The 23,642-nt window shown below is 50.8% G+C and carries 17 protein-coding genes and 1 tRNA gene; 17 read left to right on the top strand and 1 reads right to left on the bottom strand.

Translation table 11 applies throughout. The features are described 5' to 3' along the window. Positions 1-14 precede the first annotated feature (14 nt). The 3 genes from dnaG (at position 15) to JM656_RS03005 (ending at position 4,377) form a co-directional block, all read left to right on the top strand. On the top strand, positions 15-1,760 hold the full coding sequence (gene dnaG / locus JM656_RS03015) for a DNA primase (protein WP_203359944.1): 1,746 nt from the start codon (positions 15-17) through the stop codon (positions 1,758-1,760). A 150-nt stretch (positions 1,761-1,910) separates the two neighbouring features. Continuing rightward, positions 1,911-3,755, top strand: a complete 1,845-nt coding sequence (gene rpoD, locus JM656_RS03010) for an RNA polymerase sigma factor RpoD (protein WP_192613530.1) — start codon at positions 1,911-1,913, stop codon at positions 3,753-3,755. A 58-nt stretch (positions 3,756-3,813) separates the two neighbouring features. Beyond that, entirely contained in the window at positions 3,814-4,377 is a 564-nt protein-coding gene (locus JM656_RS03005) for an NADAR family protein (RefSeq protein WP_203359943.1), read from the top strand. Positions 4,378-4,422: 45 nt separating this feature from the next. Here the strand turns inward: JM656_RS03005 and mug are convergent, their stop codons facing one another. Then, positions 4,423-4,929, bottom strand: coding sequence for a G/U mismatch-specific DNA glycosylase (gene mug / locus JM656_RS03000; protein ID WP_203359942.1), 507 nt, complete (start codon positions 4,927-4,929; stop codon positions 4,423-4,425). Positions 4,930-5,054: 125 nt separating this feature from the next. Between mug and JM656_RS02995 the strand changes: the two genes are divergently transcribed. The 14 genes from JM656_RS02995 (at position 5,055) to JM656_RS02930 (ending at position 23,634) form a co-directional block, all read left to right on the top strand. Beyond that, positions 5,055-5,130, top strand: a tRNA-Ile gene (locus JM656_RS02995). A 116-nt stretch (positions 5,131-5,246) separates the two neighbouring features. Further along, positions 5,247-6,041 carry a hypothetical protein gene (locus JM656_RS02990; protein ID WP_203359941.1) on the top strand — a complete coding sequence of 265 codons (795 nt, stop codon included), beginning with the start codon at positions 5,247-5,249 and terminating at the stop codon, positions 6,039-6,041. Between the two features lie 132 nt (positions 6,042-6,173). Further along, positions 6,174-6,377, top strand: a complete 204-nt coding sequence (locus JM656_RS02985; protein ID WP_203361206.1) for an AlpA family transcriptional regulator — start codon at positions 6,174-6,176, stop codon at positions 6,375-6,377. Positions 6,378-6,482: 105 nt separating this feature from the next. Further along, positions 6,483-7,799 (top strand): inovirus-type Gp2 protein, encoded by a 1,317-nt coding sequence (locus tag JM656_RS02980; protein ID WP_203359940.1) that lies wholly within the window; start codon positions 6,483-6,485, stop codon positions 7,797-7,799. A gap of 1,044 nt (positions 7,800-8,843) precedes the next feature. Then, a complete protein-coding gene (locus JM656_RS02975) occupies positions 8,844-9,581 on the top strand; it encodes a hypothetical protein (protein WP_203359939.1) in 738 nt (245 codons plus the stop codon). 88 nt (positions 9,582-9,669) lie between these two features. After that, positions 9,670-10,152, top strand: coding sequence for a hypothetical protein (locus JM656_RS02970; RefSeq protein WP_133522718.1), 483 nt, complete (start codon positions 9,670-9,672; stop codon positions 10,150-10,152). A 131-nt stretch (positions 10,153-10,283) separates the two neighbouring features. Next, complete coding sequence (locus tag JM656_RS02965; RefSeq protein WP_203359938.1) at positions 10,284-11,429, top strand: tellurite resistance domain protein; 1,146 nt, start codon at positions 10,284-10,286, stop codon at positions 11,427-11,429. Positions 11,430-11,479: 50 nt separating this feature from the next. Beyond that, positions 11,480-12,940, top strand: coding sequence for an SrfA family protein (locus JM656_RS02960; protein WP_203359937.1), 1,461 nt, complete (start codon positions 11,480-11,482; stop codon positions 12,938-12,940). Positions 12,941-12,957: 17 nt separating this feature from the next. Continuing rightward, a complete protein-coding gene (locus JM656_RS02955) occupies positions 12,958-16,026 on the top strand; it encodes a virulence factor SrfB (RefSeq protein ID WP_203359936.1) in 3,069 nt (1,022 codons plus the stop codon). Next, a complete protein-coding gene (locus JM656_RS02950) occupies positions 16,026-18,740 on the top strand; it encodes a virulence factor SrfC family protein (protein WP_203359935.1) in 2,715 nt (904 codons plus the stop codon). The genes JM656_RS02955 and JM656_RS02950 overlap by 1 nt, the downstream gene beginning before the upstream one ends. Continuing rightward, positions 18,734-19,747: a hypothetical protein gene (locus tag JM656_RS02945; protein WP_238929186.1), complete on the top strand. Its 1,014-nt coding sequence runs from the start codon at positions 18,734-18,736 to the stop codon at positions 19,745-19,747. The genes JM656_RS02950 and JM656_RS02945 overlap by 7 nt, the downstream gene beginning before the upstream one ends. Beyond that, positions 19,744-21,705, top strand: coding sequence for a vWA domain-containing protein (locus JM656_RS02940; protein ID WP_203359934.1), 1,962 nt, complete (start codon positions 19,744-19,746; stop codon positions 21,703-21,705). Before JM656_RS02945 ends, JM656_RS02940 begins: the two co-directional genes overlap by 4 nt. Further along, positions 21,705-22,430, top strand: coding sequence for an ABC transporter ATP-binding protein (locus JM656_RS02935; RefSeq protein WP_203359933.1), 726 nt, complete (start codon positions 21,705-21,707; stop codon positions 22,428-22,430). Before JM656_RS02940 ends, JM656_RS02935 begins: the two co-directional genes overlap by 1 nt. Further along, positions 22,420-23,634: an ABC transporter permease gene (locus JM656_RS02930; RefSeq protein WP_203359932.1), complete on the top strand. Its 1,215-nt coding sequence runs from the start codon at positions 22,420-22,422 to the stop codon at positions 23,632-23,634. Before JM656_RS02935 ends, JM656_RS02930 begins: the two co-directional genes overlap by 11 nt. Positions 23,635-23,642 lie beyond the last annotated feature (8 nt).

The raw sequence follows: 23,642 nt of genomic DNA, 5'->3' as shown, positions 1-23,642 counted from the left end.
TATAAAAGGGGCATATGGCTGGACGAATTCCACGCGTATTTATCAATGACCTGCTGGCGCGCACCGACATCGTCGATCTCATCGACGCGCGGGTGAAGCTAAAAAAACAGGGCAAAAATTACCATGCGTGCTGTCCATTCCATAACGAAAAAACCCCCTCTTTCACCGTAAACGGTGAAAAACAGTTTTATCACTGCTTTGGATGTGGCGCGCACGGTAACGCCGTCGATTTTCTCATGAACTACGACAAACTCGAGTTCGTGGAAACGGTCGAAGAGCTGGCTGCGATGCACAATCTTGAAGTGCCCTATGAAGCAGGCAACGGCCCCAGTCAGATAGAGCGCCATCAACGGCAAAGTCTTTATCAATTGATGGACGGCCTGAACACATTTTATCAACAGTCTCTGATGCAACCCGCCGCAACCCCCGCGCGCCAGTATCTGGAAAAGCGAGGATTAAGTCGCGACGTGATCGCCCGTTTTGCCATTGGTTTTGCGCCCCCCGGCTGGGACAACGTCCTGAAACGGTTTGGCAACAATACCGAGAATCGCAAATCGCTGGTTGATGCGGGTATGTTGGTTACCAACGATCAGGGACGCAGTTACGACCGCTTCCGCGAACGGGTGATGTTCCCCATCCGCGATAAGCGTGGACGGGTGATTGGTTTTGGTGGACGCGTGCTGGGTGACGGCATGCCGAAATACCTGAACTCCCCGGAAACCGATATTTTTCATAAAGGCCGCCAGTTGTATGGCCTTTATGAAGCCCAGCAGGACAACGCTGACCCACAGCGCCTGTTAGTGGTGGAAGGCTATATGGATGTGGTAGCGCTGGCGCAATACGGTATTAACTACGCCGTGGCGTCTCTGGGGACATCGACCACTGCCGATCACATCCAACTGTTATTCCGTGCGACGAACAACGTCATTTGCTGTTACGACGGTGACCGCGCCGGACGCGATGCCGCCTGGCGAGCGCTGGAAACCGCGCTGCCTTATATGACGGATGGTCGCCAGTTACGTTTTATGTTCTTACCTGACGGTGAAGATCCTGACACCCTGGTGCGAAAAGAAGGTAAAGAAGCGTTCGAAGCCCGGATGGAGCAGGCATTGCCGCTCTCCGCGTTTTTGTTTAACAGCCTGCTGCCGCAAGTGGATTTGAGTACCCCGGACGGACGTGCCCAGCTCAGTACGCTGGCGCTGCCGCTAATCACGCAGGTGCCGGGTGAAACGCTGCGTATTTATTTGCGACAGGAACTGGGCAACAAGCTTGGCATTCTGGATGACAGCCAGCTTGAACGTTTAATGCCAAAACTGGCAGAAAATGGTGCTTCCCGGCCAGCTCCGCAGCTAAAACGCACGACCATGCGTATACTGATAGGATTACTGGTGCAAAACCCAGATTTAGCACCGTTGGTTCCACCGCTTGGTGGACTGGATCCAAAAAAATTGCCAGGACTTGGCTTATTTGTAGAACTGGTCAACACTTGTCTGTCTCAGCCAGGTCTGACCACCGGGCAACTTTTAGAACATTATCGCGGCACAAATGATGCGGCGACCCTTGAAAAATTGTCGATGTGGGACGATATAGCAGATAAGGATATCGCAGAAAAAACCTTCACCGACTCACTCAACCATATGTTTGATTCGATGCTTGAGCTGCGCCAGGAAGAGTTGATAGCTCGTGAGCGCACACACGGTTTAAGCAGCGAAGAACGCCGGGAACTCTGGACACTAAACCAGGAACTGGCAAAAAAATGAATTTAACGGCTTAAGTGCCGAATATCGTTCGGGAAGCCCCCGGCAGCCGCACTGAGAGGCAGCGGCACAAATATAAGTACGCCCTCGTTTTGCCGTTGGCGGTTTAACCGCCCAACACCAATCAAACGAAATAAGTGTGGATACCGTCTTATGGAGCAAAACCCGCAGTCACAGCTGAAGCTTCTTGTCCAACGTGGTAAGGAGCAAGGCTATCTGACCTATGCCGAGGTCAATGACCATCTGCCGGAAGATATCGTCGATTCAGATCAAATTGAAGATATCATCCAAATGATCAATGACATGGGTATTCAGGTGATGGAAGAAGCACCGGATGCCGATGATCTTCTGCTTGCTGAAAACACCAACAGCACCGATGAAGACGCGGAAGAAGCTGCGGCTCAGGTTCTCTCCAGCGTGGAATCTGAAATCGGTCGCACAACTGACCCGGTACGCATGTATATGCGTGAAATGGGCACGGTTGAACTGTTAACCCGTGAAGGCGAAATTGACATCGCTAAACGTATCGAAGACGGGATTAACCAGGTTCAATGCTCCGTTGCCGAGTATCCGGAAGCCATTACCTATCTGCTTGAACAGTACGATCGCGTTGAAGCTGAAGAAGCGCGTCTGTCCGATCTGATCACCGGTTTTGTTGACCCGAACGCGGAAGAAGACCTGGCACCTACCGCCACTCACGTCGGTTCTGAACTCTCCCAGGAAGAGCTGGATGACGACGAAGATGAAGACGAAGAAGAAGACGACGACAGCAGCGATGACGACAACAGCATCGATCCTGAATTAGCGCGTGAGAAATTCGGTGAGCTGCGTACTCAGTACGAAATCACCCGCGACACGATCAAAGCGAAAGGCCGCAGCCATGCAGCCGCTCAGGAAGAAATTCAGAAGCTTTCTGAAGTGTTCAAACAGTTCCGCCTGGTGCCGAAACAGTTCGACTACCTGGTGAACAGCATGCGTGTCATGATGGATCGCGTGCGTACCCAGGAACGTTTGATCATGAAGCTCTGCGTTGAGCAGTGCAAAATGCCGAAGAAAAACTTCATCACGCTGTTCACCGGTAACGAAACCAGCGAAACCTGGTTCAACGCCGCAATCGCGATGAACAAACCGTGGTCTGAAAAACTGCACGACGTGGCAGATGACGTTCACCGCGGCCTGCAAAAACTGCAGCAGATTGAAGAAGAAACCGGCCTGACCATCGAACAGGTAAAAGACATCAACCGTCGTATGTCCATCGGTGAAGCGAAAGCTCGCCGTGCGAAAAAAGAGATGGTTGAAGCAAACTTGCGTCTGGTTATCTCCATCGCCAAGAAATACACCAACCGTGGTCTGCAGTTCCTGGATCTGATTCAGGAAGGCAACATCGGTCTGATGAAAGCAGTAGACAAGTTTGAATACCGTCGCGGTTACAAGTTCTCCACCTATGCAACCTGGTGGATCCGTCAGGCGATCACCCGTTCGATCGCGGATCAGGCGCGTACCATCCGTATCCCGGTACATATGATTGAGACCATCAACAAGCTCAACCGTATCTCCCGCCAGATGCTGCAAGAAATGGGTCGCGAACCGACGCCGGAAGAGCTGGCTGAACGTATGCTGATGCCGGAAGATAAGATCCGTAAAGTGCTGAAGATCGCCAAAGAGCCTATCTCCATGGAAACGCCGATCGGCGACGATGAAGATTCGCATCTGGGTGATTTCATCGAGGATACCACCCTCGAGCTGCCGCTGGACTCTGCAACTACCGAGAGCCTGCGTGCCGCAACGCACGACGTTCTGGCTGGCCTGACCGCCCGTGAAGCGAAAGTTCTGCGCATGCGTTTCGGTATCGACATGAACACCGACCATACGCTGGAAGAAGTGGGCAAACAGTTTGACGTTACCCGCGAACGTATCCGTCAGATCGAAGCGAAGGCGCTGCGTAAACTGCGTCACCCGAGCCGTTCTGAAGTGCTGCGTAGCTTCCTCGACGATTAATCGTTTTTAATTGTTCTTAAGCCCTCCTCGTGAGGGCTTTTTTACAGGAGCAACTGCCATGCAACAAGGATGCTATTCACTCCCCGCACTGGTCCGTGCGCTCGATAACGGCCAGCCCGTTGAATATCTGTGGTTCTGGGGACATCAACCCTCCGCTAACGGTACGATTACCGCCTCTTGTTTCAGTCAGTGGTGGCAGAATGCGCCATTCGGTCATAACGGTGTGGTATATGCCACGGCGGAGCACTGGATGATGGCCGGAAAAGCGCGTCTGTTTGGCGATGAGGCCATGCTGACGAAGATCCTCGCAGCGCAAACGCCCGCGGAAGCCAAAAAGCTGGGGCGCAAAGTCGCAGGATTTGACGAACGTCGCTGGCAGGAGAGCTGTTTCGAGCTGGTGTGCGAAGGCAATTACCATAAGTTTAGCCAGCACCTGGCGCTCAAATCATTTCTCCTCAGTACCGCCCCTCGTGTTCTGGTGGAAGCCAGTCCGGTAGACAAAATCTGGGGAATTGGTCTGGCAAAAGACCATCCGGATGCCGCAACACCGTCGCGCTGGCAGGGTGAAAATCTGTTGGGATTTGCTCTTATGGAAGTCAGGGATCGCCTGGCGAAAGAGTAACGATTTACCATAACCCCGGCTTACGTCGGGGCTTACACTCCATACTTAACGTCCGCGCGCCATCAGCGCCTCATCCAGCTCCCGATAGGCTTCGACCAGCTTGTCCAGAGCGATCCGGCTTAGCCCGCTGGTATTCGGTAGCACCCATACCTGTGTCGCGCCAATACTCATCGACTGTTTGCCCCACTGTACGCCACGCTGGCTAAATCCCTGCTCAAAAGCCTGCTTACCCAGAATGGCCAGCGCCTGTGGCTGATAGCGTTCAATCTTCTCAATCAGGTTGCGACCACCACGGTGTAACTCCTCTCGCGAGACCTCATTCGCTTGTACCGTCGGTCTGTCGACCAGTTTGGTCACGCCACAGCGGAAATCCAGCAGGTGTTGCGCCTCTTCCGGCTTTAGTTGGCGATCGGTAAATCCGGCCTGATGAATCACCTTCCAGAAACGGTTAGCAGGATGCGCAAACGGAAACCCCGTCCCTGCCGAAGACAACCCCGGGTTGATGCCGCAAAACACGACGCGAAGCCCCGGCGCCAGTATGTCCTTAACCATGATATCCCCCAAACAATACAACAGAGGGGAAGTATAACGAATTGAAAATACGTTGTTTATAAAAACAGCATACGTACGGTTATGGCTGGATTGCAGCACAGAGTTACTTTATAATCCCTCGCCACGGCCCCTTAGCTCAGTGGTTAGAGCAGGCGACTCATAATCGCTTGGTCGCTGGTTCAAGTCCAGCAGGGGCCACCAAATAAAACAAGGACTTAGACAGGAAACTGGCTAAGTCCTTTTTGTTTTGTTTCAATCTGGGTGACGTAATGGGTGACGTAACTCTACTGTAGGTGTTGTAGCCAGGGAGATTTAGCATGAGCTTTAAGGATAAAGTTGAAGAGAAAAAAAAGCGCCGCATGGCCCGTCCCCCTGAGTTAACGGTAAAGGACTGGATTAGCCTTTATGATCTTCTTCGTTCAGCCAAAGCTCAAGACCCAGAAGCCATGTATGAAGACCTCGCCTCTGTGCTGTTAACTACCCTGTCAGTTGAGCATCATCCGGAACTATACCGCCTGGACGGAAACAAACTAAACGCTGTTGCCGATGACCATTTTGCCTGGGACCTACTATCCGCCCCAATGAAAGGGAAAATGTCCCCAGAAGAATTGGCGAAGCGCCCGAAGACCCTTTCTCAACTTCTGCGTATCTACAATGAAGATATCAGCAACGATGAGCCACTTAGTACACATGGCTTCTTGCGTGAGGCTATTGCCCCTATCCTCGATTTCGAGCTTCTGGATAGCATCGAAGATGAGCCGGACTACAAAGAAAAATATTTCGAGTTGTTAGCAGTGCAAAAGCACTCGACTCCCCCTCCACTAAGAGGGGAAAGTTATGCTATCAAACGAGAAGAGTTGCTGATCGCAGCCCTTGCGGTTATCTCTCAAAATCAAAGAGACGCTAATAAAAAGGTCATCCCAACAGTTACTGAACTTCTGAACCAGATAGAAAAACATGCCTCTGCGTTCTGGCCTCACAGTAAACAACTTCCGATGTCTCGTGAGAATGCATCTAAAGAGCTAGGCTTCGCATTACATCTTTTAGAACAACCAAATCAGAATATTGAATTTCTTCGGGAAGCCAAAAAAGCAAAAAGAAAAAGTACATAAAAAGAAATAGTTACAAAAGGTACCCAGTAATCTTCAGGAAGGTACACGGGAAATATACCGTTCAGTTTGATTAACTCCGTTCAGTTTCAGCTTTCACCACCAGGAGTTATTCGATTGAAAAATAAACCAACCATGTCTGATAAGGTTGTCGCCCTTCATCAGCCCCAACGTCTGATTCGCATTGATACAATGCTTCAGCTCCTCGATTGTAGTCGCACCACCCTCTACCGATGGGTCAAAGCTAGCATGTTCCCACAGCCAATAATGCATGAGGGTCGAACCGTAGGATGGCCAGCCAATACGTATCAATGCTGGCTCGAGCAAAATAACAAGTAATTATGTTTGTTAAAGGGCTGAAATATTCAGCCCTTTCTTCATCTGACAATGAAACAAACTGGAACAAAAACGATTATTTTCACCTATTCTGCGACATGCTAAAACATGAGTAACTCTCTGATTAATCAAGTAACAAAGCCCTCACTCGGTCAGGAATTTCCCCCGGTATTTAATACTATTACGCCCGATAAGACTGGCAACCTTGTTGAATATCAGCCAAAGGGAACGTTTGTTTTCAAAGAAGTTATGTGGTCTGTGCTGCCAGAGACACGCGACCAGGACATGAAGATCATGAAAAGAATCTTCGGGGTAGTTGACAAGGTATCAGCGATGTCTCGCTTTCTTGCGGTCAGATATGATTTTCGACTCCCGACCTACAGTGCGGATAATCGCATAATGGATGATTTCCATAATTTACTTTTCCGCCAGTTAAGTAAGAATTACCCAAAATCGTTTATCAGCTATCTCTGGGTAAGAGAGCAGGGCTCAGGGGAAGCACAGCATTATCACTATTTGCTGATGCTGGATGGCAACTATATCCGTTATCCAAATAAGCTGAATACGATTGTCCGACATTGTTGGGAACAAGTTGCTGGTGGTTCGGTATGGTTCCCGGAAAACGGTTATTACTTTGTGGCTGAAAATGACCTCAAGACCTATACCAAACTGATGCTAAGAGTTAGTTATCTGGGTAAGCGCCGAACAAAAGAGTCAATTGATAAAGGTATTAAACTTGTTGGCTCAGGCATGCGCAAACCGAAACCTGTCGCACCTTCACGCCAAAAATCTGCAATAACACCCTGCAAGTCAATCAACCAAAAAATGGAGACGAAAACCAACGATCAGGATATGGCGTTGAAATCCACCGACTCAGGAATGTTGGACAAATATTTTCTGGGCAAAGCCCGATTACCCGCCGTTCCGCGTAAACGTTCATCCTATGAACTTTATGACGAAAATAAATGGTGGTGTAATTCACCACGTTGGTCCGGCCATCGTCATAACTACGTGTTAGAGGCTCTGATTACTGGGATCAGCCTTTCTGATTACGCACGCAAGTACAAGTTGAATCCAGTACGGGTATATGCCAACTGTCGCCGTGTTGGGGGGCAAAGCCTTAAAATTATTCACTGGGCATGGCATCGCTATTGCTTCCAGAAAAGCAAATCCACACTGGATGACTACATTAACAATCACCGGCTGAATCATAAAACAGCTAAAAAGCAGTTGCGGCGTAAACCAATGAGCTCTCACTGGAGCCAGCATTTTGATCGATATTATCAAAAGTACTGGCCGAAAGGCTGGACTGTTGCCGACTACTGCCGTGAACACAATCTGGTCGCCAGCACTGCCAGACGTTATATAGTCGATTTTCCATTTATAGGTCTGATCGATCCGTTCCTGTTGAAACCATGGTTATAGAGATGAAAACACCATAACAGTGTCACCTGGTATACTTACTGAGCGCGGCGTAACTTAAATATAAACACTTAGCCGCCATCAGTAAGCAGAGCCTTATCAACACTACCAGGGAATTATTGTGCAGCATGATAACTGAAGTACCTCTCAATTCTTGACGGACATTAACGCACAGACAACGCTGATTACCTCCTGTAAGCCAATTTATATCTACTTACTGCCACATATCCGCTAGGACTAATCCCCTTTAAACACCTTTTACTTCAAAAAAATGTTTTCCTTCTGATTTATCCCACACGCGAAATAATGAAGATTTTCTTTTAATTTCTAATACTTTCAATGAGATAAGGCAAATACATCCTTACACTCATATGATCACTTTTATTTTTCTTTTAATATCAACATGTTATGAATTGATCAGCACAAAAGTCACTGCAGGGGATTAGCTGATTGAACGTTTCAGTTCGTTTCTGATGGTCACATAATCATGCATATCTGGAGTAAATGATCATTGTAACGCAACGGCACTCCCGCTTTCAAAACTCAATACAACTACCAACTTTAAGGGTATCGTCATTATTGACAAGCATAAATCTATATAATCAATGCGTTAACCACGTGCACAAACAATCATGTAGAGTTAAGATAATTCCCATTATGGATGAATCCAGTGTACTCGAGCCGGTTATCTATGTTTCGTGATAGGGGGCCTCAGGTAACTTCACTATTGGTGATTTCATAACGGTTTACATCCTATGGGAACTCTAAAAATCAAGTTGCGGCTACATTATAAAATGATTGAAAAACAAATAATTCACATTTCAAACAACAATCAAATAAATGCGTAATTGTCATTCCATTTTCAATTGTAACGCAAAGAAATTAACACACTTGTTATTATTTCATTTTCTATTACTGGGATACACGTATTCACTTTATAAAAAATGCAGAATTTCATTCTGCCCTATATGAAATCATTACTTATACGAAATTGATTCGCTACACAGCTTTTTTATCGTTACTAATTCATGATTTAAGGAAAAAATAGTGAACGCTTTTAACCGAAATACTGCATGTCTGCTCATTTCCGCAACCTTGCTGCTTAGCGGCTGCGCAAATACAGGTAGCTCTCTGTTGTCGGGAACAAAACCCGATCCTCGCCTAACAAGCAGTGAGCAAGCCCAGTTCTTTAGCACTTCCGGTGCACAGGGTTGTGGTGTTGGTGCAGTATCAGGTGCTGCTCTCGGTGCTCTGGTTGGTGCTCTCGCAGGCGATTCTAAGAATGCGCTTGCAGGGGCGGCTATTGGTGGTGCTGCAGGATGTGCAGCTGGTATGACAGCTAACTACTATCTTGATGGCCTGAAAAAAGATTATGCCTCAACGGCCGAGCGCCTGCAGGCAATGGATACTGACATTAGCAAAGATACTGCTGCGGTGGAAAAATCTACCCTCGCAATGAAACAAGTTATTAGTGAAAACCAAGCTACCTTAACCAAAATTAGCATTCAAAAGGATAAGGCTGGATTTGACAAAGCGGGTGCCAAAACTCAGTTAGCGCAAATCGATGCCAACATCAGCAAGATGAAAGAGACGATAAAAGGTATGAAAGACAAAGAGTCTGCCTTTAAAGTCGCTCTGCAAGGACAAACAACCGCGACGACTGCTGAGAAAAGCAAACTGGAAAATTTAAACAAAGAGTATGCCAGTCTTAATAGCAAGATCAGCGACCTGGAAAAAGAAACGAACGAGTTTTACGAACAACGCCAGGCTATTTCTCTGGGCTGATTACTTTCGGCCGATAGGGTTATCGGCCTTTTTAAGACAGCTTTAGCGTATAAAGCGTCGTTATTTGACTCTATTCATGGACTATTTGATGAGAAAATACGTACTTCTCGCATCAATCGTACTTACCGGTTGTGCCACATCACCACAGGACTGTGATTTACATGCACAAGATCCGAGTTTTATAACCAAACTAAGCTGCGCCTCTTCCGGTGGTTATCGCCAGCAGGTTGATCAAAAAGAGCAGCAGGTCCGACTCAGCCAGTATGAAAATGAGTCGGCGAAGCAACAGCAGGCCTATACCCGAAACAGAGAGCAAACCGTAAACCAAAAGCTGGCCGATGAACAAGCCAGGCTAGACGCCGTTCAATCAGATCTGTCGCAGACTCTTGCACAACTGAAATCCAGCAAAATGAAAAGCAGTGAGCGCCAGAAGGAAATTCAGCAATTGCAGGACCTGCAGCGACAATCTCAGCATGCCAGTAGCGTAAGTGAAATTACGGCAATTGAAAAAAAAGTCGCTGAAGCCAAGCAGAAAATAAAAGTCCTTGAAGAAGCAAACACGCTTCGTTAGAAGTGCAATAAAAGTGGCACCAGTTTACGTAGGCCACTTTTATCTGCCCGCTGAAGAAAACTGCCCTGGTTTGCTGATATGCGGCTGTACGCATATCACGTAACTAATTCACAACAACACTGATTTCGGTTATGCAACGACTAACAACTGCTGCGCCTATTGATGAAGCGACTCTGACAATATACGAGGAGACGGTTGCAATCATACACCGTCATCTTCCGCCGTCCCTGGCTCTGCTCTACGCCACTGCTCGTCGTAATTCAGAAGGTTACCTAGAATGGTGGACTGAACGCCAGGGACTGGCTAAACCTTTTGCAGCATTAAGTGATGAAGAGCAACTCTGCGTACAAAGCAAACGCCAGCAGTACCAGGATATTCTGGCGGGTTTGATCGAACAACTGGTCGCGCGCGGCGAAGAACACTCGGTATACGCATTGCAAATGCTGCTAACACATTCACGCGAACTCAACTGTTATAGCGTGAATGGTGAACCAGTGCTGATCAACTGGGCCATTGTCAGTAAAACAGCCCCGCTTCCCGTGGTCGTTATCCCATGGTGGCGGCGTTTTTTGCCATGGCTATTATTGTTGCTGCTGCTGTTGCTGATTACCTTCTCCTGGTGGTGGTGGTCTAAAAAAAAACCTACCGAGGTTCCCCCTCCGGTTCATCACGAAGCGCCCGTCACCACGCCTGCCGCCGCGCCAGCCAGCACGGAATTAACCCAAGCGAACCCCAGCATTAATCTGGAGAAACGCAAAGATTTCGGGCGGATCAAAATTAACCTGACGTGGCAACAGGGCAACCACAAAGAGCCTATCGATCTTGATATCGCCGCCTTTATTCGTTTTAAAAACGGCAAGATCAGCGGCGCCGAAGCGTTGAGTAAATTCCTCGGAAACTATGACAAGCCACCTTATCTGTTGCTGCAAAAAGATCTACGTGAAGGCAACGACCAGGATGGTGAATGGCTCTTTGTCAATGGCAGCCACTGGCAGGATATTGATGAAGTCTTGGTGTATAGCTTCATTTACGGCGGTGCCGATAACTGGCAAGGGACCAATGCCACCATCACGATTTATGTTCCCGATCAGCCCCCCATTAAATCCACGCTCACTGATAGCAATCAGCTCAATAACGTCGCAGCGATAGCCAGACTCAAAAACGTCGATGGCAATATCAACGTTGAACGTCTTGACCGTTTCTTCCCGGAACGGAAGTCGCTGGATAAGCACTATGGCTGGGGTTTTGAATGGACGGCTGGCGCGAGCAAAAATTAGTCTGCATCACTGTGACTTTTGTCAAATTACAGCCTTAAAAGGTTTAGATAATGCGAAATTCGATTCAGGGACCACTGCTGCGTACCGGACATAACTCCTCATTTAAGGCTCTGGGTGAAACGGGCTATCCGGTTTTCAAAATGGCTTTCCAGCTACGTGAAACTATCTACCGTCTCGATGCCGGGCGCGATCTGGCCCGTCATTTGGCCATACCACAAAACGATCAAGGCGGAGACAGAACCGACTGGTACAGCAGTTTCCCCGGCGATGTTATCCCGTGGAGCGGCGCAAGCGAGGCGGAGCGGGAATCAGCACACCAGCAGTTTAATGAGTTTCAGGTGGCAGTTCAGTCACTCAGCGAACAGTTGCTCAATGCGGAGCAAAGCAGAACTGGTGGTGATCGCCGCGTCTTCGCCCAGTTGCTGAAGTCAGTGACATATTTCCCTGATTACGAGTTCGTTTATCTCGTCAACGGGATCCTGGTGATTACCTTCTGGGGATTTGTCCATCCGGAGGGCGGGCAGCGCAGTCCTATGCATTGGCTGAGTCCGGCATCGGTACCAGCGTCATCTCTTGTAGCCGAAAAATCCCAAGAGCAAACGGAAAAATCCGTGACGCCTGCCGCAGCCCCTGTTGTCGATACCCTGGTACGGACCCGACGCTGGAGCTGGCGTTGGCTGCTCTGGTTGCTGCTGGCGTTACTCCTGCTGGCGCTGTTATTGGGACTGCTGCGCGGATGCGTGCCTTCTCTCTCAATCCCAGGTCTCCCTGCCGTCACCACGAATAAAATTGCGGTCGTGGCGGATCCTGTCGTTGAGCATCCAGCCGTTAGCACCTCTGACGTGACGATCCCAGACTCTCACACACGTGCAGAAATCGTAGCCAGCCCACATGTCGTTCCCGGCATTGTGGAAGGGACCGTCGTCGCGCATCCAACTCTGGAGCCAACCATCCCAACAGACGTAACTACCGCAGTGGTCAGCGGCGACACAATGCCCCCACAAACTGCAGCAAATGAAACCAGCGCTGACCACCCAACAACGCCAGTCCCTCCAGTTGTATCAGCCGCTGCAGACGCCCAAACGCCACCTGCCGCTGCCCCCGTCACCGCACCGCCGGTGATTCCGGCCCAGGGTGAACCGCTGACGCTTCCTGCCACCCTTCCCGATGGCCCGGCGCAGTTTCTCAACGGTGAATGGCGCGTGAATGGTGGTATTCAGGACAAACTCACCGGGCGTCCTCTGCAACTGCAATATAACTTTGACCAGGGCAATGGCACCGTCAGCGTCCATCAATCCAGCGGTGTAACTTGCCGTGGTCCAGCCAGCGGCAATGTGCAGCAAGGCGCTCTCAGCATTACGAATCCTGAGCAGATGACGTGTAGTGACGGTTCAAACTTTATCGTGCCGACAATCGAGTGCAAATCACCGGCTGCCGGCCACGCCGATTGTATTGGCAGCAGTGATAGGGAAAAAACGTTCCCGATTCGCATGCTTCAACCTAATTCCTGAACAGGGACGAAATAACTATGTTGCCTGAGATTATATCTTTTGATCGTCAAATTACCCTGGTGGGTGACTCCGGGATCCAGTTTATGGATTTTGGTTTGTCCCTCGGCCACCAGCCTGCTGGCGAGTTCGTCAAATTAGCGAACGGTGTACTGACCCGTTTAATCTACAACGAGCAGCGTGATTACTATTTTTATCAGCCGAACCCCGATAATATTGAGAAAGCGAAAAGTCAGTACGATATTCCCGTTGAGCAAAGTCTTAAATTGTTTGATGGTATCTGGCTACCGCTTCCCTTACTGCGTTTTAGCCCACCCAATGTGTACCAGGAAGGACCACTAAACTGGGCACGCTTTCGTTTAGTGAAACTGCCTGAACCGGATATGGATGGGCATAGCCATCGCATGACGCTGGCTATCGACACACGTATTATGGCCAAACAGCAGGCCGCCGCCGATCTCAGTCCGAACCAGGAAGATGTGAATGCAGGTGCCACCTTTGCCGTCGCGACGGCAACCTATGCCCTTAACTGGTATCTGACGCAGGATTGGATAACAGACTGGCTCAAAGAGGTGTTTAAAGAGGCGAGCAAAGGCCGGGATATCGACGAGCGCGAACAAGAACTTACCCAACAGTATCCACTGGCGCATTACCTCAACCTCCTGTCATTGATGTCCATTCCTGTTGAAGGTCTGCAAAGCCAGGCCGCGCCGGTCATTGAATTGCCACAGTTTAGGATGATTGCTAATCGGGAAACCAACGCCATCAAGCCCATTGCCGTCGATCTGATTCTCGATGTGGGTAACTCACGCACCTGCGGCATTCTTATTGAGGATCATGGCCAATCAGGTTCAGGTATGAGGCATAACTATGTCCTGAAACTACGCGATCTCAGCGAGCCGGAACATGTCTATACCGATCCCTTTGAAAGCCGGGTCGAGTTTTCACAAGCCTTCTTCGGCAAAGATCACTGCTCTGTGCGCAGCGGTCGCCACGACGCGTTCCAGTGGCCGACTATCGCCCGTATTGGCGGCGAAGCCAGCCGTTTAGCCGCACGTCGTAAGGGCAGCGAAGGATCAACGGGTTTATCCAGTCCTAAACGCTATCTCTGGGATGAGAAGTTTTATGGTCAGGGCTGGCGCTTTAACGGCAGCTACGTGCAGGACAGTAACCCACTCGCCACTGCGGCTCCGTTTGCCAACCTGATCGATGAAAGAGGCGAGGCGCTGCATACCATTGAAGATGAGATGGATCGCATTCCGGTGTTTACACCGCGCTACTCACGTAGCTCGTTGATGACCTTCATGCTGGCCGAAGTGCTGACCCAGGCCATTAGCCAGATTAACAGCCCGGAGCAACGTATCCGCCAAGGGCACGCGGGTATCCCGCGTCAGCTGCGCCATATTATTCTCACCGTACCACCCGGTATGCCCATGGCTGAGCGCTGCGTCCTTGACGAGCGGATGCGCCAGGCCGTCGGTTTAGTCTGGAAATCACTACGCTGGCACAATGGCGAGAACGATCCGTACGAGGACGAGCAAGGAGAGCACAGCCAGAGCAGCATCAAGATCCCGCTGCCCAGAATCAGGGTTGAATGGGATGAAGCGTCCTGTGCACAGCTGGTCTACCTCTACACCGAGGTTAACCAGAACTTTGCCGGTCACCCGGAGGAGTTTTTCGATGCCATTGGCCAACCTGACCGCACCGATCGTGAAAGCATTACCATTGCGTCAATCGACATCGGCGGCGGTACCACGGATCTGGTGATCAGTGATTACCGTCTCGATCGTAATGGTCTTGCCGGTGGCGGCACCAACGTGCATATCATCCCCCACCAGCGTTTTCGTGACAGCTTTAAGATCGCAGGCGATGACATTCTGCTGGATGTGATTCAGTCGTACGTCCTCCCCGCATTTGAGCTGGCGCTGCGTGAAGCCGGCGTGATGTCCGTTGAAACGCTGATGTCCCAGCTGTGCGGCTCACAGAATATTAGCGCAGCTGAAGCCGTGCTTCGCCAGCAGCTCAGCCTGCAACTGTTCGTGCCACTCGCGTTGCATATCCTTGGCAAATACGAGCAATACGATCCACTGGATGAACAAACACACACTCTGATTAACCAACGTGTCGACGAACTGCTGCCGGCGGGATGTATTCGGGATGAAGTCGAGGGATTTGTTCGTCGCGAAGTGCAGAAAGCCGGTGGTCCAACTGATTTCAAATTGGCGGAGATCATGCTTAACCTTCCGCTGGCAAAACTGCATAGCGATCTGTGTGCAGGTAAGTTCAACATCGATAAAGTCCTTACCGCACTCTGTGAAGTGCTGTCTTGTTATCATTGTGACCTGCTGCTGCTGACTGGTCGTCCGTCCCAGCTTCCGGGGATTCAGGCGATTATTCGCCGCAATCTTCCGTTACCCCCAGGGCGAATTTTACCGTTGCATGGCTATCAGACCGGAACCTGGTACCCGTTCCATAAAAACGGTCATATCGACGATCCGAAAAGCACGGCCTCCGTTGGTGCGATGCTCACACAGCTGTGCGCCAACCACAGCATTCCGAACTTCCATTTCCGTACTTCGGCGCTGAAGCCATATTCCACGATTCGCCATATTGGTACCATTGATATGGACAATCTGATCCGCAATGCCGACATCGTTTACCGACATATTGAATCGGAAAATGGACAGATAAAACTGCCGGCCATCACCGATGAAAATGGAGAGAAGACTACGCAAAGCATCATTATGCGTGGTGATCTGCGCTTAGGTTATCGTCAACTGGATGCTGAACGCTGGGCTGCGGCTCCGCTCTATACCTTACGTTTTAGCGAAGAAGGTCGTAAAAAATTTTCCGCTGCTACGTCTACGGATAACGGTTCTCCATATCTCAAAGTCAGGCTGACGATCGACAAAGGGAAGCGAGCCCATCAGCTCGGGTTGATTAGTGATCGCCTGACGATCGCCGATGTCAGCAGCAACACTGATAAGTCGTTTAGCAAACGTGATGTAGATCTGGAACTCAATACTATGCCCGATACGGGGCTAATTGATAGCCGGCACTGGCTCGATAGCGGGAGTGTTAAAAAATAATGAATAGCGAGCAAAAATCTCTCACTCAAGGTTGGGCAGCGATCGCTCAGGGATGTCTGGAGGCGCTCGGTTGGGTCGACAGCGTACGCACCGGGTCACGTCGTCTGGACAACGAAGCCGATAAGCTCAGCCTGAGTTTGCTACGCACGCGTAATCTGGCCAATAGCCTGACTCAGGTCGCCAGAACGCCGATGACAGTCGGTTTTTTCGGTATTTCCCAGGCGGGAAAATCGTATCTCATTTCAGCACTGGCAGCAGGCAGCAACGGTTCCCTGGAAGCGCTCTATGGCGAGAGGCGCGTCGACTTTATCAAAGAGGTTAACCCGGTAGGCGGCGGTAAAGAAGCCACCGGTTTGGTCACCCGTTTTACTCGCCAGGCACCGGACGCCCCCGCCGGTTACCCGGTGCCATTGCGCCTGTTCAGTGAAATCGACCTGGCTAAAATTTTGGCAAACGCCTGGTTTAACGACTTTAACCATGAGCAACTGAGCTATCAGCTTGACCAAAACCGGGTTGAAGAGCACCTACGCCCCTTCCTGAAGTGTACAACTCAGGCCCCGGGGTATAATGGTGTCAGCCAGGAAGATGTCGTCGCCTTGTGGGATTACCTTAACGCCTCTTTTAAAAAGTCGGTTGAGAAGCTCGAACACGCCTGGTGGCCGCAGGTATTGAAAATTGCCCCTGCGTTGAGCCCAAATGAACGCGCAAAGCTATTTTCACTGCTGTGGGGAGAGCAGCCCGCCCTCACCGAAACCTACCGTTCATTAGCGAATGTGCTGGCCAAACTCAATCATGCCCGGATGGTATTTGCCCCTCTGGAGACACTGATTGACCACAGCAGTGGCAGCATCATGAACGTAGACAGCCTTAATCGGCTGGGCTCCAGCCAGGATCGCAACGTCGAGATCCGCTACTGGAAGGAAGAACAACAAATTGGTAGCGCCAGTTTAACGCAGGCTGAGTTGGCGGCATTAACCACCGAGCTGATTTTCCCTCTGGCGGAAGTAGAAGCCAACAGCGTCGTGGAACAGGTTGATTTGCTCGACTTCCCGGGCTATCGCGGTCGCCTCAAGGTCACCGCCCTGGAAGAAGCAGGCAGAGATGGGCTTAACGCTATTTCGCAACTGCTGCTTCGCGGCAAAGTCGCTTACCTGTTCGAGCGCTACACCGATAACCAGGAGATGAATGCGCTTGTGGTGTGTGCCAGCTCCGCCAAACAGAGTGACGTTGCTGACGTTGGTCCGGTATTAAACCGCTGGGTAGAGAAAACCCAGGGTAAGAGCGCCGAAGAACGCGAGGGCAGTAAACCCGGTCTGTTCTGGGCAATTACCATGTGCGATATGCGTATCAACAACAGCCTGCAACATACGGTGGGTCAGTTAAAAGAAGGCTGGGAAGGTATGCTGCACATGACCTTGTTGGAGCGCTTCTCACATTATGACTGGCTCAAACAGTGGGCTCCCAATCAACCGTTCAACAACTGTTTCCTGGTGCGCAAACCGGGGCTCGATAACCCCTTCCTGAGACTGGAAGGCGGTACCGGCCAGGAGCGACTCCAGGAAGTGGGTATAACTGATCGTTATCGCGACGTGCTCGACACTATGGGCAACACCTTTGTCTGCGGTGAAAAAGTGCTTCGCCACATCGCCGAGCCGAGAACCGCCTGGCAGGCGATGCTCGAACTCAACGATGGGGGAATGGCACGCCTGACGAAGGCTCTGCGTGGGGTCGCCCATCTGGACTTCAAACTGCAGCGTTTACAACAACAACTCATTCAGTGTCGCCTGGAAACCGGCGATCAACACCTCGGCCGCTGGTACGAAAAAGATGGTGACGGACAGATCGTGAAAAAACAGGCCATTGCCAAAGAGCTATGGCAGGGATTGACAGCGTGTTCCCACAGTATAGGGGAGATGCTCGATCGTCTGGTTTTACCCACCCAGGATCTCAATAACATCTATCTGAGTATTCGCGATCGCTACCAAGAACCACAAACAGATAGCGAAAGCCAGGTGACGAACGCTTTTGCCGCCAACCCGTTTGGTGGTAATCCGTTCGCCGATAACCCCTTTGCCAGCGATCCCTTCACGGCTACGCCTGTTGAAGACACCGTAGTTAACACTCCTTCAACTTCAGCGCCAGAAAGAGTAGGCCAGGATGATGATTTCGCCCACCAGGCCTTTAAAGCCTGGGTGGCACACCTGCGAGAACTGCCGCAACAGATGTCACAGTGGCGTCAGCTCGGCATGAGCTGTGAACTGATTAATCAGCTCAGCGAAGAACTGATCACTGCCGCCACGCGTCTGGATCTGGAAGGCACATTGAAACACGCCCTTGCAGGTCAGGAACAGGCGGGAACGCGTCGCGAACATCTGATGGCACGCCAGGTTTTGCGCGCTCAGCTGACAATGCATGATTTTATTGCCTGGTTTGGCTATCTCACCCTGCCCCCAGAGAAGGTACCCAACAGCTATGTTGGCGAGAAAAACAAAGTATTTTTGCGCCAGACGCAGCTTACCCACGATGAATTGCCCAAACTAGCAGCCGTCGCGCCGCAACCTGGCGTCGCCTATCTGGGAGACTGGCTATCCGCTTTGATGAGCATCGTCCTGGACAATGCGGGCCATAGCGCCACGCGGGATATTTCCTTCGAACATAATCGTCAACTGGGTCAGATTATCAGCCAATTGAAACAAGAGAACATGCCATGCTAGCTAAAATCATCGCCTGCCAACCGGCAGCACCGGGTACTGCACAACTGATGGTTCGGCTGCGCGGCGATACCGCAATACTGCCCGATCTGACGTTTACGCTTTGCAATAATAAGCAGGAATATCTGCAACCCGATGGTGACTGGAGCTCAGCACCACACTGGTTTACCGTGAACGGCGGTTACGCTCTTGCCAATGGCAGCGGCTTCCGTATAGGTCCAACCTTGCTTGACCCCCTACTGGCGACCGCAAGCCAGGTGCAGATTCAGATCAAACTGCCGTCAGGAGATACGCGCAATACCACCCTGCAACTGGTGCGAGATGAACTGCTTTCATCAGGAGCCAGAGGTGAAACGGGTGACTACAGCAGTAGTAGTATGCTGACGCCTCCAGCCCCCACTGCTGCACCAGTCGCTGAGGCAGAAGCAGTCGTTGACCCCGAACCTGTCGTACCAGTAATCCACGCCGAGGAGAGACCGCAACAGAAATCCGGCCCCTCCCGCCTTCCGCTGATTGGCGCAGCGGTGCTGTCCTTAGTAGTGATTGCCGGCGTACTGTGGTGGTTTTTAGGTCGGGATAAAGCGCCAGACGTTGTCCCAGCAGTACAAGCGCAGCAGGAAACCCCGGCTGCTGCACCAACCCCAGCCCCCGAACCCGCGGCACACAACAGCTGTTCTGCGGAGAATTTAAACGACCTCAACGAGCTTGATTTCGTACAGAGCTGCGTTCAGGAAAAATTTGACAGCGACAAACTGCTGACCATTATTCAGGCCGCGAAAGAGGCTAAGAAATGTGGCATCGCACAGCGTCTGTACGCTAACCGTGCTCAGGGTGGTGATACAAAAATCGCACTCGTTTATGCCAGTGAATACGATCCTAAATTCCACCAGCCAAGCGAATGTTTCAAAGAGCCCGATAAAGATACCGCAGCCTATTGGTACGAAACAGTATTGCAAACGGAACCCGGCAACCAAACGGCTAAACAGCGTCTTGAGGAGTTAGGAAAATGATCCGCAATCCAATTCGTCGCCTGGTCCTGCCTTTGTGCAGTATGTTGCTTAGCGGACATGTCTTTGCCACCGATGGCGACAAACCGCTGCTCCAGGAAGGGAAGAAAACATTATTCCAGCGCGTGCTCACCACGCCAGGTTGCAAACTCGGGACAACTGCAGGTGATGATAAAGGTCAGCTACAGCCCGCCTTTAGCAGCCTGTATGTTTATCAAAAGGAAGAAGCAAATGGTCAAAGCTGGCTCAAAGTTGGGCCAGACAGCTATGGCAAAACCATCGGCTGGTTACCAAAGTCATGCACCGTGGACTGGAAAATGCAGCTAACGCTGGCATTTACCAACCCGGCAAACCGTGACCGTTTGCTGTTTTTCAAAGACAAACAAAGCATTGATAACATTCTCTCCGCCCCCGATCCGGTGTCACTGGTCGCACCACTGCGTGCCAAAATGAAACGTGACGGACACGCCGAGGGCATTCAGGCAGAGGAACCAGAATATTTTGTCGATATGCAAAAACAGTTCTATCTGCTGCCCATCCTGAGCGGTGAAGAGGTTATGACCGAAGATGGCTTCTACACCCGCCTGCTTAACGTGGCCTCTGTCAGCAAAGCAGATACTGCGCCGAAACAAGAAGATAGCGTTAACCAATTGAAAGGTTTTAACGCCTCGGTGGTCTTTGTGATTGACTCGACCATTTCGATGGGGCCGTATATTGAGCGCACCAAAGAAGCGGTCAATAAAATCTATGACAAGATCAAAGCTGAGCATCTGGATGGACAGGTCAAGTTTGGCCTGGTCTCTTATCGTTCAAACACCAAAGCCGTACCGGGTCTTGAGTATCGCACCAAGATTTATGCAGATCCTAACCATGTTAAAGATGGTCCGGACTTCCTGAAGAAGGTTGCCGATCTTAAAGAAGCGAAGGTATCCAGTTCTCTGTATGATGAGGATGCGTATTCCGGCGTTATGTCCGCTATTGATGACATTGACTGGAGCCCGTTCGGTGCGCGCTACATGGTTCTGATCACCGATGCAGGTGCCATTGACGGTAGCAACAAGCTGTCAGGTTCCGGCCTTGATGCCAGTCAACTTCGTCTGGAAGCTGGTAACCGCGGCATTGCTATCTATACGTTGCACTTAAAAACGCCAAGTGGCAAAGAGAATCATGCTAAAGCCGAAAGCCAGTATCGCGATCTCTCCAACTTTGATAGTACCCAATCCAACCTTTATCAGGCGGTAAATGCCGGCGATCTGAAGACGTTTGGCCTGCAGGTGGATGCCCTTGCCACCGCGATTACTGAGCAGGTGAAATCGGCATACATGGGGGATGCTGCAATTGGCAGCGCCCTGTACGCAAAGGATGATGGGAAAAAACTGACGCCGGAACAGAAACTGCTGCAGGATACCGCGTTAATTGGGCACGCCATGCAGTTAGCTTATCTGGGTAAACGCAACAGTACCCAGGCACCGTTAGTTTTCCAGGCCTGGATCAGTGACCGCGATCTGATCAAACAGAATATCCCCACCACCGACGTCCGCGTTTTGCTGACCAAGGGACAGCTTAGCGACTTAAGCGATGCTGTCAGCCAGATCCTGAAAGCGGCAAATGAAGGGATGATCTCGCCAACCAAAATGTTTGAACAGTTGCGTACCGTCGCTGCAACGATGGGGACAGACCCTAACCAGCTCAAACAGAAGGACAATGCCCGGATCGGCGATCTGGGTGTACTGGGAGAATATCTGACCGATCTTCCGTACAAGAGCGATGTCCTGAACCTCGACGAAGAGACATGGAAAAGTTGGGATGGATTGTCGCAGGAGAAATTTATCCGCACTCTGTCATCCAAGCTTCGCCATTACCAGAAATATAACGCCGATGTGGATCGCTGGGTCGAGCTGGCGAAAGACAGCGACCCGCGCGATCGCGTTTATCCGATTCCGCTGGAAATGATGCCCTGATGTTGCACATTGAAGAGCTGTGCGTTGTTCGTGGTCAGGGAAACAATGCCCACCGAGTTTACCTGCCAAAGCTCACGCTGCGACCAGGGCAGGTGGTGGCGGTAACAGGTGAAAGCGGCTGTGGTAAAAGCACCTTACTGGAGGCCATTGGTCTATTGCTGCAGCCCAGTAAAATAGGGCGTTTTGAGCTCAGCGAAGGCACGCAGCAATTTAGTATTGCGACGCTGCTGAATGGCAATCGGCATAACGAGCTAGCCGCTATTCGCGCCCGCCAACTGGGTTTTGTGCTGCAAAACGGTGGCCTGCTGCCCTACCAGAATGTCAAAGATAATATCCTTTTGCCGTGCCAGTTGTTGGGGTTAACCCCCGACAACGCCATGCTTGAGAGGGTTATCGACGCGCTAAAACTGGCGCCGTTACTGGCTAAATATCCGACCCAGCTATCGTTTGGCGAAAGACAGAGAACCGCATTCGCGCGCGCGATATTACACCGTCCTGCACTGGTGCTGGCGGATGAGCCGACTGCGGCACTTGACCCTTACAACGCGCAGAAATTATTCAGTCTGTTTATTGAGTTAGTCCGCCAGGAAGGCATGATGGCACTAGTTGTTTGCCATGACTGGCCGCTGGTGCAACACTTCAATTTACCCTGTTTAACTGCCCAACCTGAACTGTCGACGGCATTAGCGGAGCACAAACAGGGAGGAACCTATTTTGTCCTTTAACCAAGCCAGACTGTTGGGCCGTCTGGCCCTGCAAGATCTATGGCACGATCGCATCATCTCTTTTTGCATCGCATCTTCTCTTGTCGCCGTCATCGCGCCTTTACTGCTCCTTTTTGGTCTGCGGTTTGGGATTGTGAACCAGTTACAAGAAGATCTGACCCACGATCCTCGCAACCTTGAGATCCGCATGTTAAGTAGCGGTAGCTATGACCAGAACTGGATCACGCAGCTACAGCAGCGACCCGATGTAGGCTTTGCCATAGGGCAAACGCGCTCGCTGAATACGCTGGTCGACCTGCAAACCAGCAGCACTCATTTTATTGAAAATGCGGAAGTTATCCCGACTGGTGCCGGAGATCCATTATTAGGTACTCTTGAACTTCATCAGGAAAGCGAAGTGGTTATCACCCAAGAAGCGGCACGGAAACTGTCTGCTAGTGTGGGCGATTCTCTGACAATACGGGTGGGGCGACTGCTTGACGAACGCCGAGAATGGGGCCGCAAAAGCGTTACCGTGGTGGGTATTTTGCCCGCGACCTATTTCAACCGCGCGGCCATTTTTATCCATCCTTCATTATTGCTGGCCCTTGAACATTTCCGTGATGGCTTTGCGGTCACTGAATTTGGGGTTGCCAGCGGCACTCAGCTTAACGGCAAACCGCCGCTTTATGCTCGCGCCAGATTATATGCCCGGGATATTGATCAGGTCGCCAGCCTTGAACGCGACCTCAGAGCCCGACGTATCGAAACCACTAGCCGCCTGGCCGATATCGAGAATGTAAAAAGCATCAGTCGTGTCTTAGGTATTATTTTTAACACCATCGCCGCCACTGCGCTGATTGGCTGTATCGCCTCGCTTATTGGCTCCTTTATCGCCAATGTCGACCGCAAGCGTAAACATATTGCGGTACTACGCCTGCTTGGTTTTACCCGACCGGCTGTGGGAGCCTATGTGATTACCCAGGGCTGCCTGCTCAGCCTGATAGCCTATCTGGGCGGTTTCGCTATCTATCTCCTGGCCAGTCAGGTCTTTAACCACGCGTTAGCCGGCAACCATGCTACGGGACAGATGATTTGCAAGATCACATCGCTGCATAGCCTCGTGGCCCTGTTACTGACCATTGTCGTGGCGATACTGGTCGCTGGCATTGGCGCCTATCGCGCCATTAATATTGAACCTGCGCAGAGCCTGCGCGAGGTATGACCCTAATT

The organism is Citrobacter sp. R56, assembly GCF_016811995.1.
Lineage (GTDB): Bacteria > Pseudomonadota > Gammaproteobacteria > Enterobacterales > Enterobacteriaceae > Citrobacter_D > Citrobacter_D enshiensis.
The sequence above is the reverse complement of the archived record's forward strand: the minus strand, read 5'-3'. Positions and strand labels throughout refer to the sequence as shown.

Excerpts from the sequence above, each read along its gene's own strand:
- JM656_RS02945 (WP_238929186.1), top strand. The coding sequence starts at position 18,734 with ATGCTAGCTAAAATCATCGCCTGCCAACCGGCAGCACCGGGTACTGCA.
- JM656_RS02960 (WP_203359937.1), top strand. The coding sequence starts at position 11,480 with ATGCGAAATTCGATTCAGGGACCACTGCTGCGTACCGGACATAACTCC.
- JM656_RS02990 (WP_203359941.1), top strand. The coding sequence starts at position 5,247 with ATGAGCTTTAAGGATAAAGTTGAAGAGAAAAAAAAGCGCCGCATGGCC.
- JM656_RS02955 (WP_203359936.1), top strand. The coding sequence starts at position 12,958 with ATGTTGCCTGAGATTATATCTTTTGATCGTCAAATTACCCTGGTGGGT.
- mug (WP_203359942.1), bottom strand. The coding sequence starts at position 4,929 with ATGGTTAAGGACATACTGGCGCCGGGGCTTCGCGTCGTGTTTTGCGGC.
- JM656_RS02980 (WP_203359940.1), top strand. The coding sequence starts at position 6,483 with ATGAGTAACTCTCTGATTAATCAAGTAACAAAGCCCTCACTCGGTCAG.
- JM656_RS02950 (WP_203359935.1), top strand. The coding sequence starts at position 16,026 with ATGAATAGCGAGCAAAAATCTCTCACTCAAGGTTGGGCAGCGATCGCT.
- dnaG (WP_203359944.1), top strand. The coding sequence starts at position 15 with ATGGCTGGACGAATTCCACGCGTATTTATCAATGACCTGCTGGCGCGC.
- JM656_RS03005 (WP_203359943.1), top strand. The coding sequence starts at position 3,814 with ATGCAACAAGGATGCTATTCACTCCCCGCACTGGTCCGTGCGCTCGAT.
- rpoD (WP_192613530.1), top strand. The coding sequence starts at position 1,911 with ATGGAGCAAAACCCGCAGTCACAGCTGAAGCTTCTTGTCCAACGTGGT.
- JM656_RS02985 (WP_203361206.1), top strand. The coding sequence starts at position 6,174 with ATGTCTGATAAGGTTGTCGCCCTTCATCAGCCCCAACGTCTGATTCGC.
- JM656_RS02970 (WP_133522718.1), top strand. The coding sequence starts at position 9,670 with ATGAGAAAATACGTACTTCTCGCATCAATCGTACTTACCGGTTGTGCC.
- JM656_RS02935 (WP_203359933.1), top strand. The coding sequence starts at position 21,705 with ATGTTGCACATTGAAGAGCTGTGCGTTGTTCGTGGTCAGGGAAACAAT.
- JM656_RS02940 (WP_203359934.1), top strand. The coding sequence starts at position 19,744 with ATGATCCGCAATCCAATTCGTCGCCTGGTCCTGCCTTTGTGCAGTATG.
- JM656_RS02965 (WP_203359938.1), top strand. The coding sequence starts at position 10,284 with ATGCAACGACTAACAACTGCTGCGCCTATTGATGAAGCGACTCTGACA.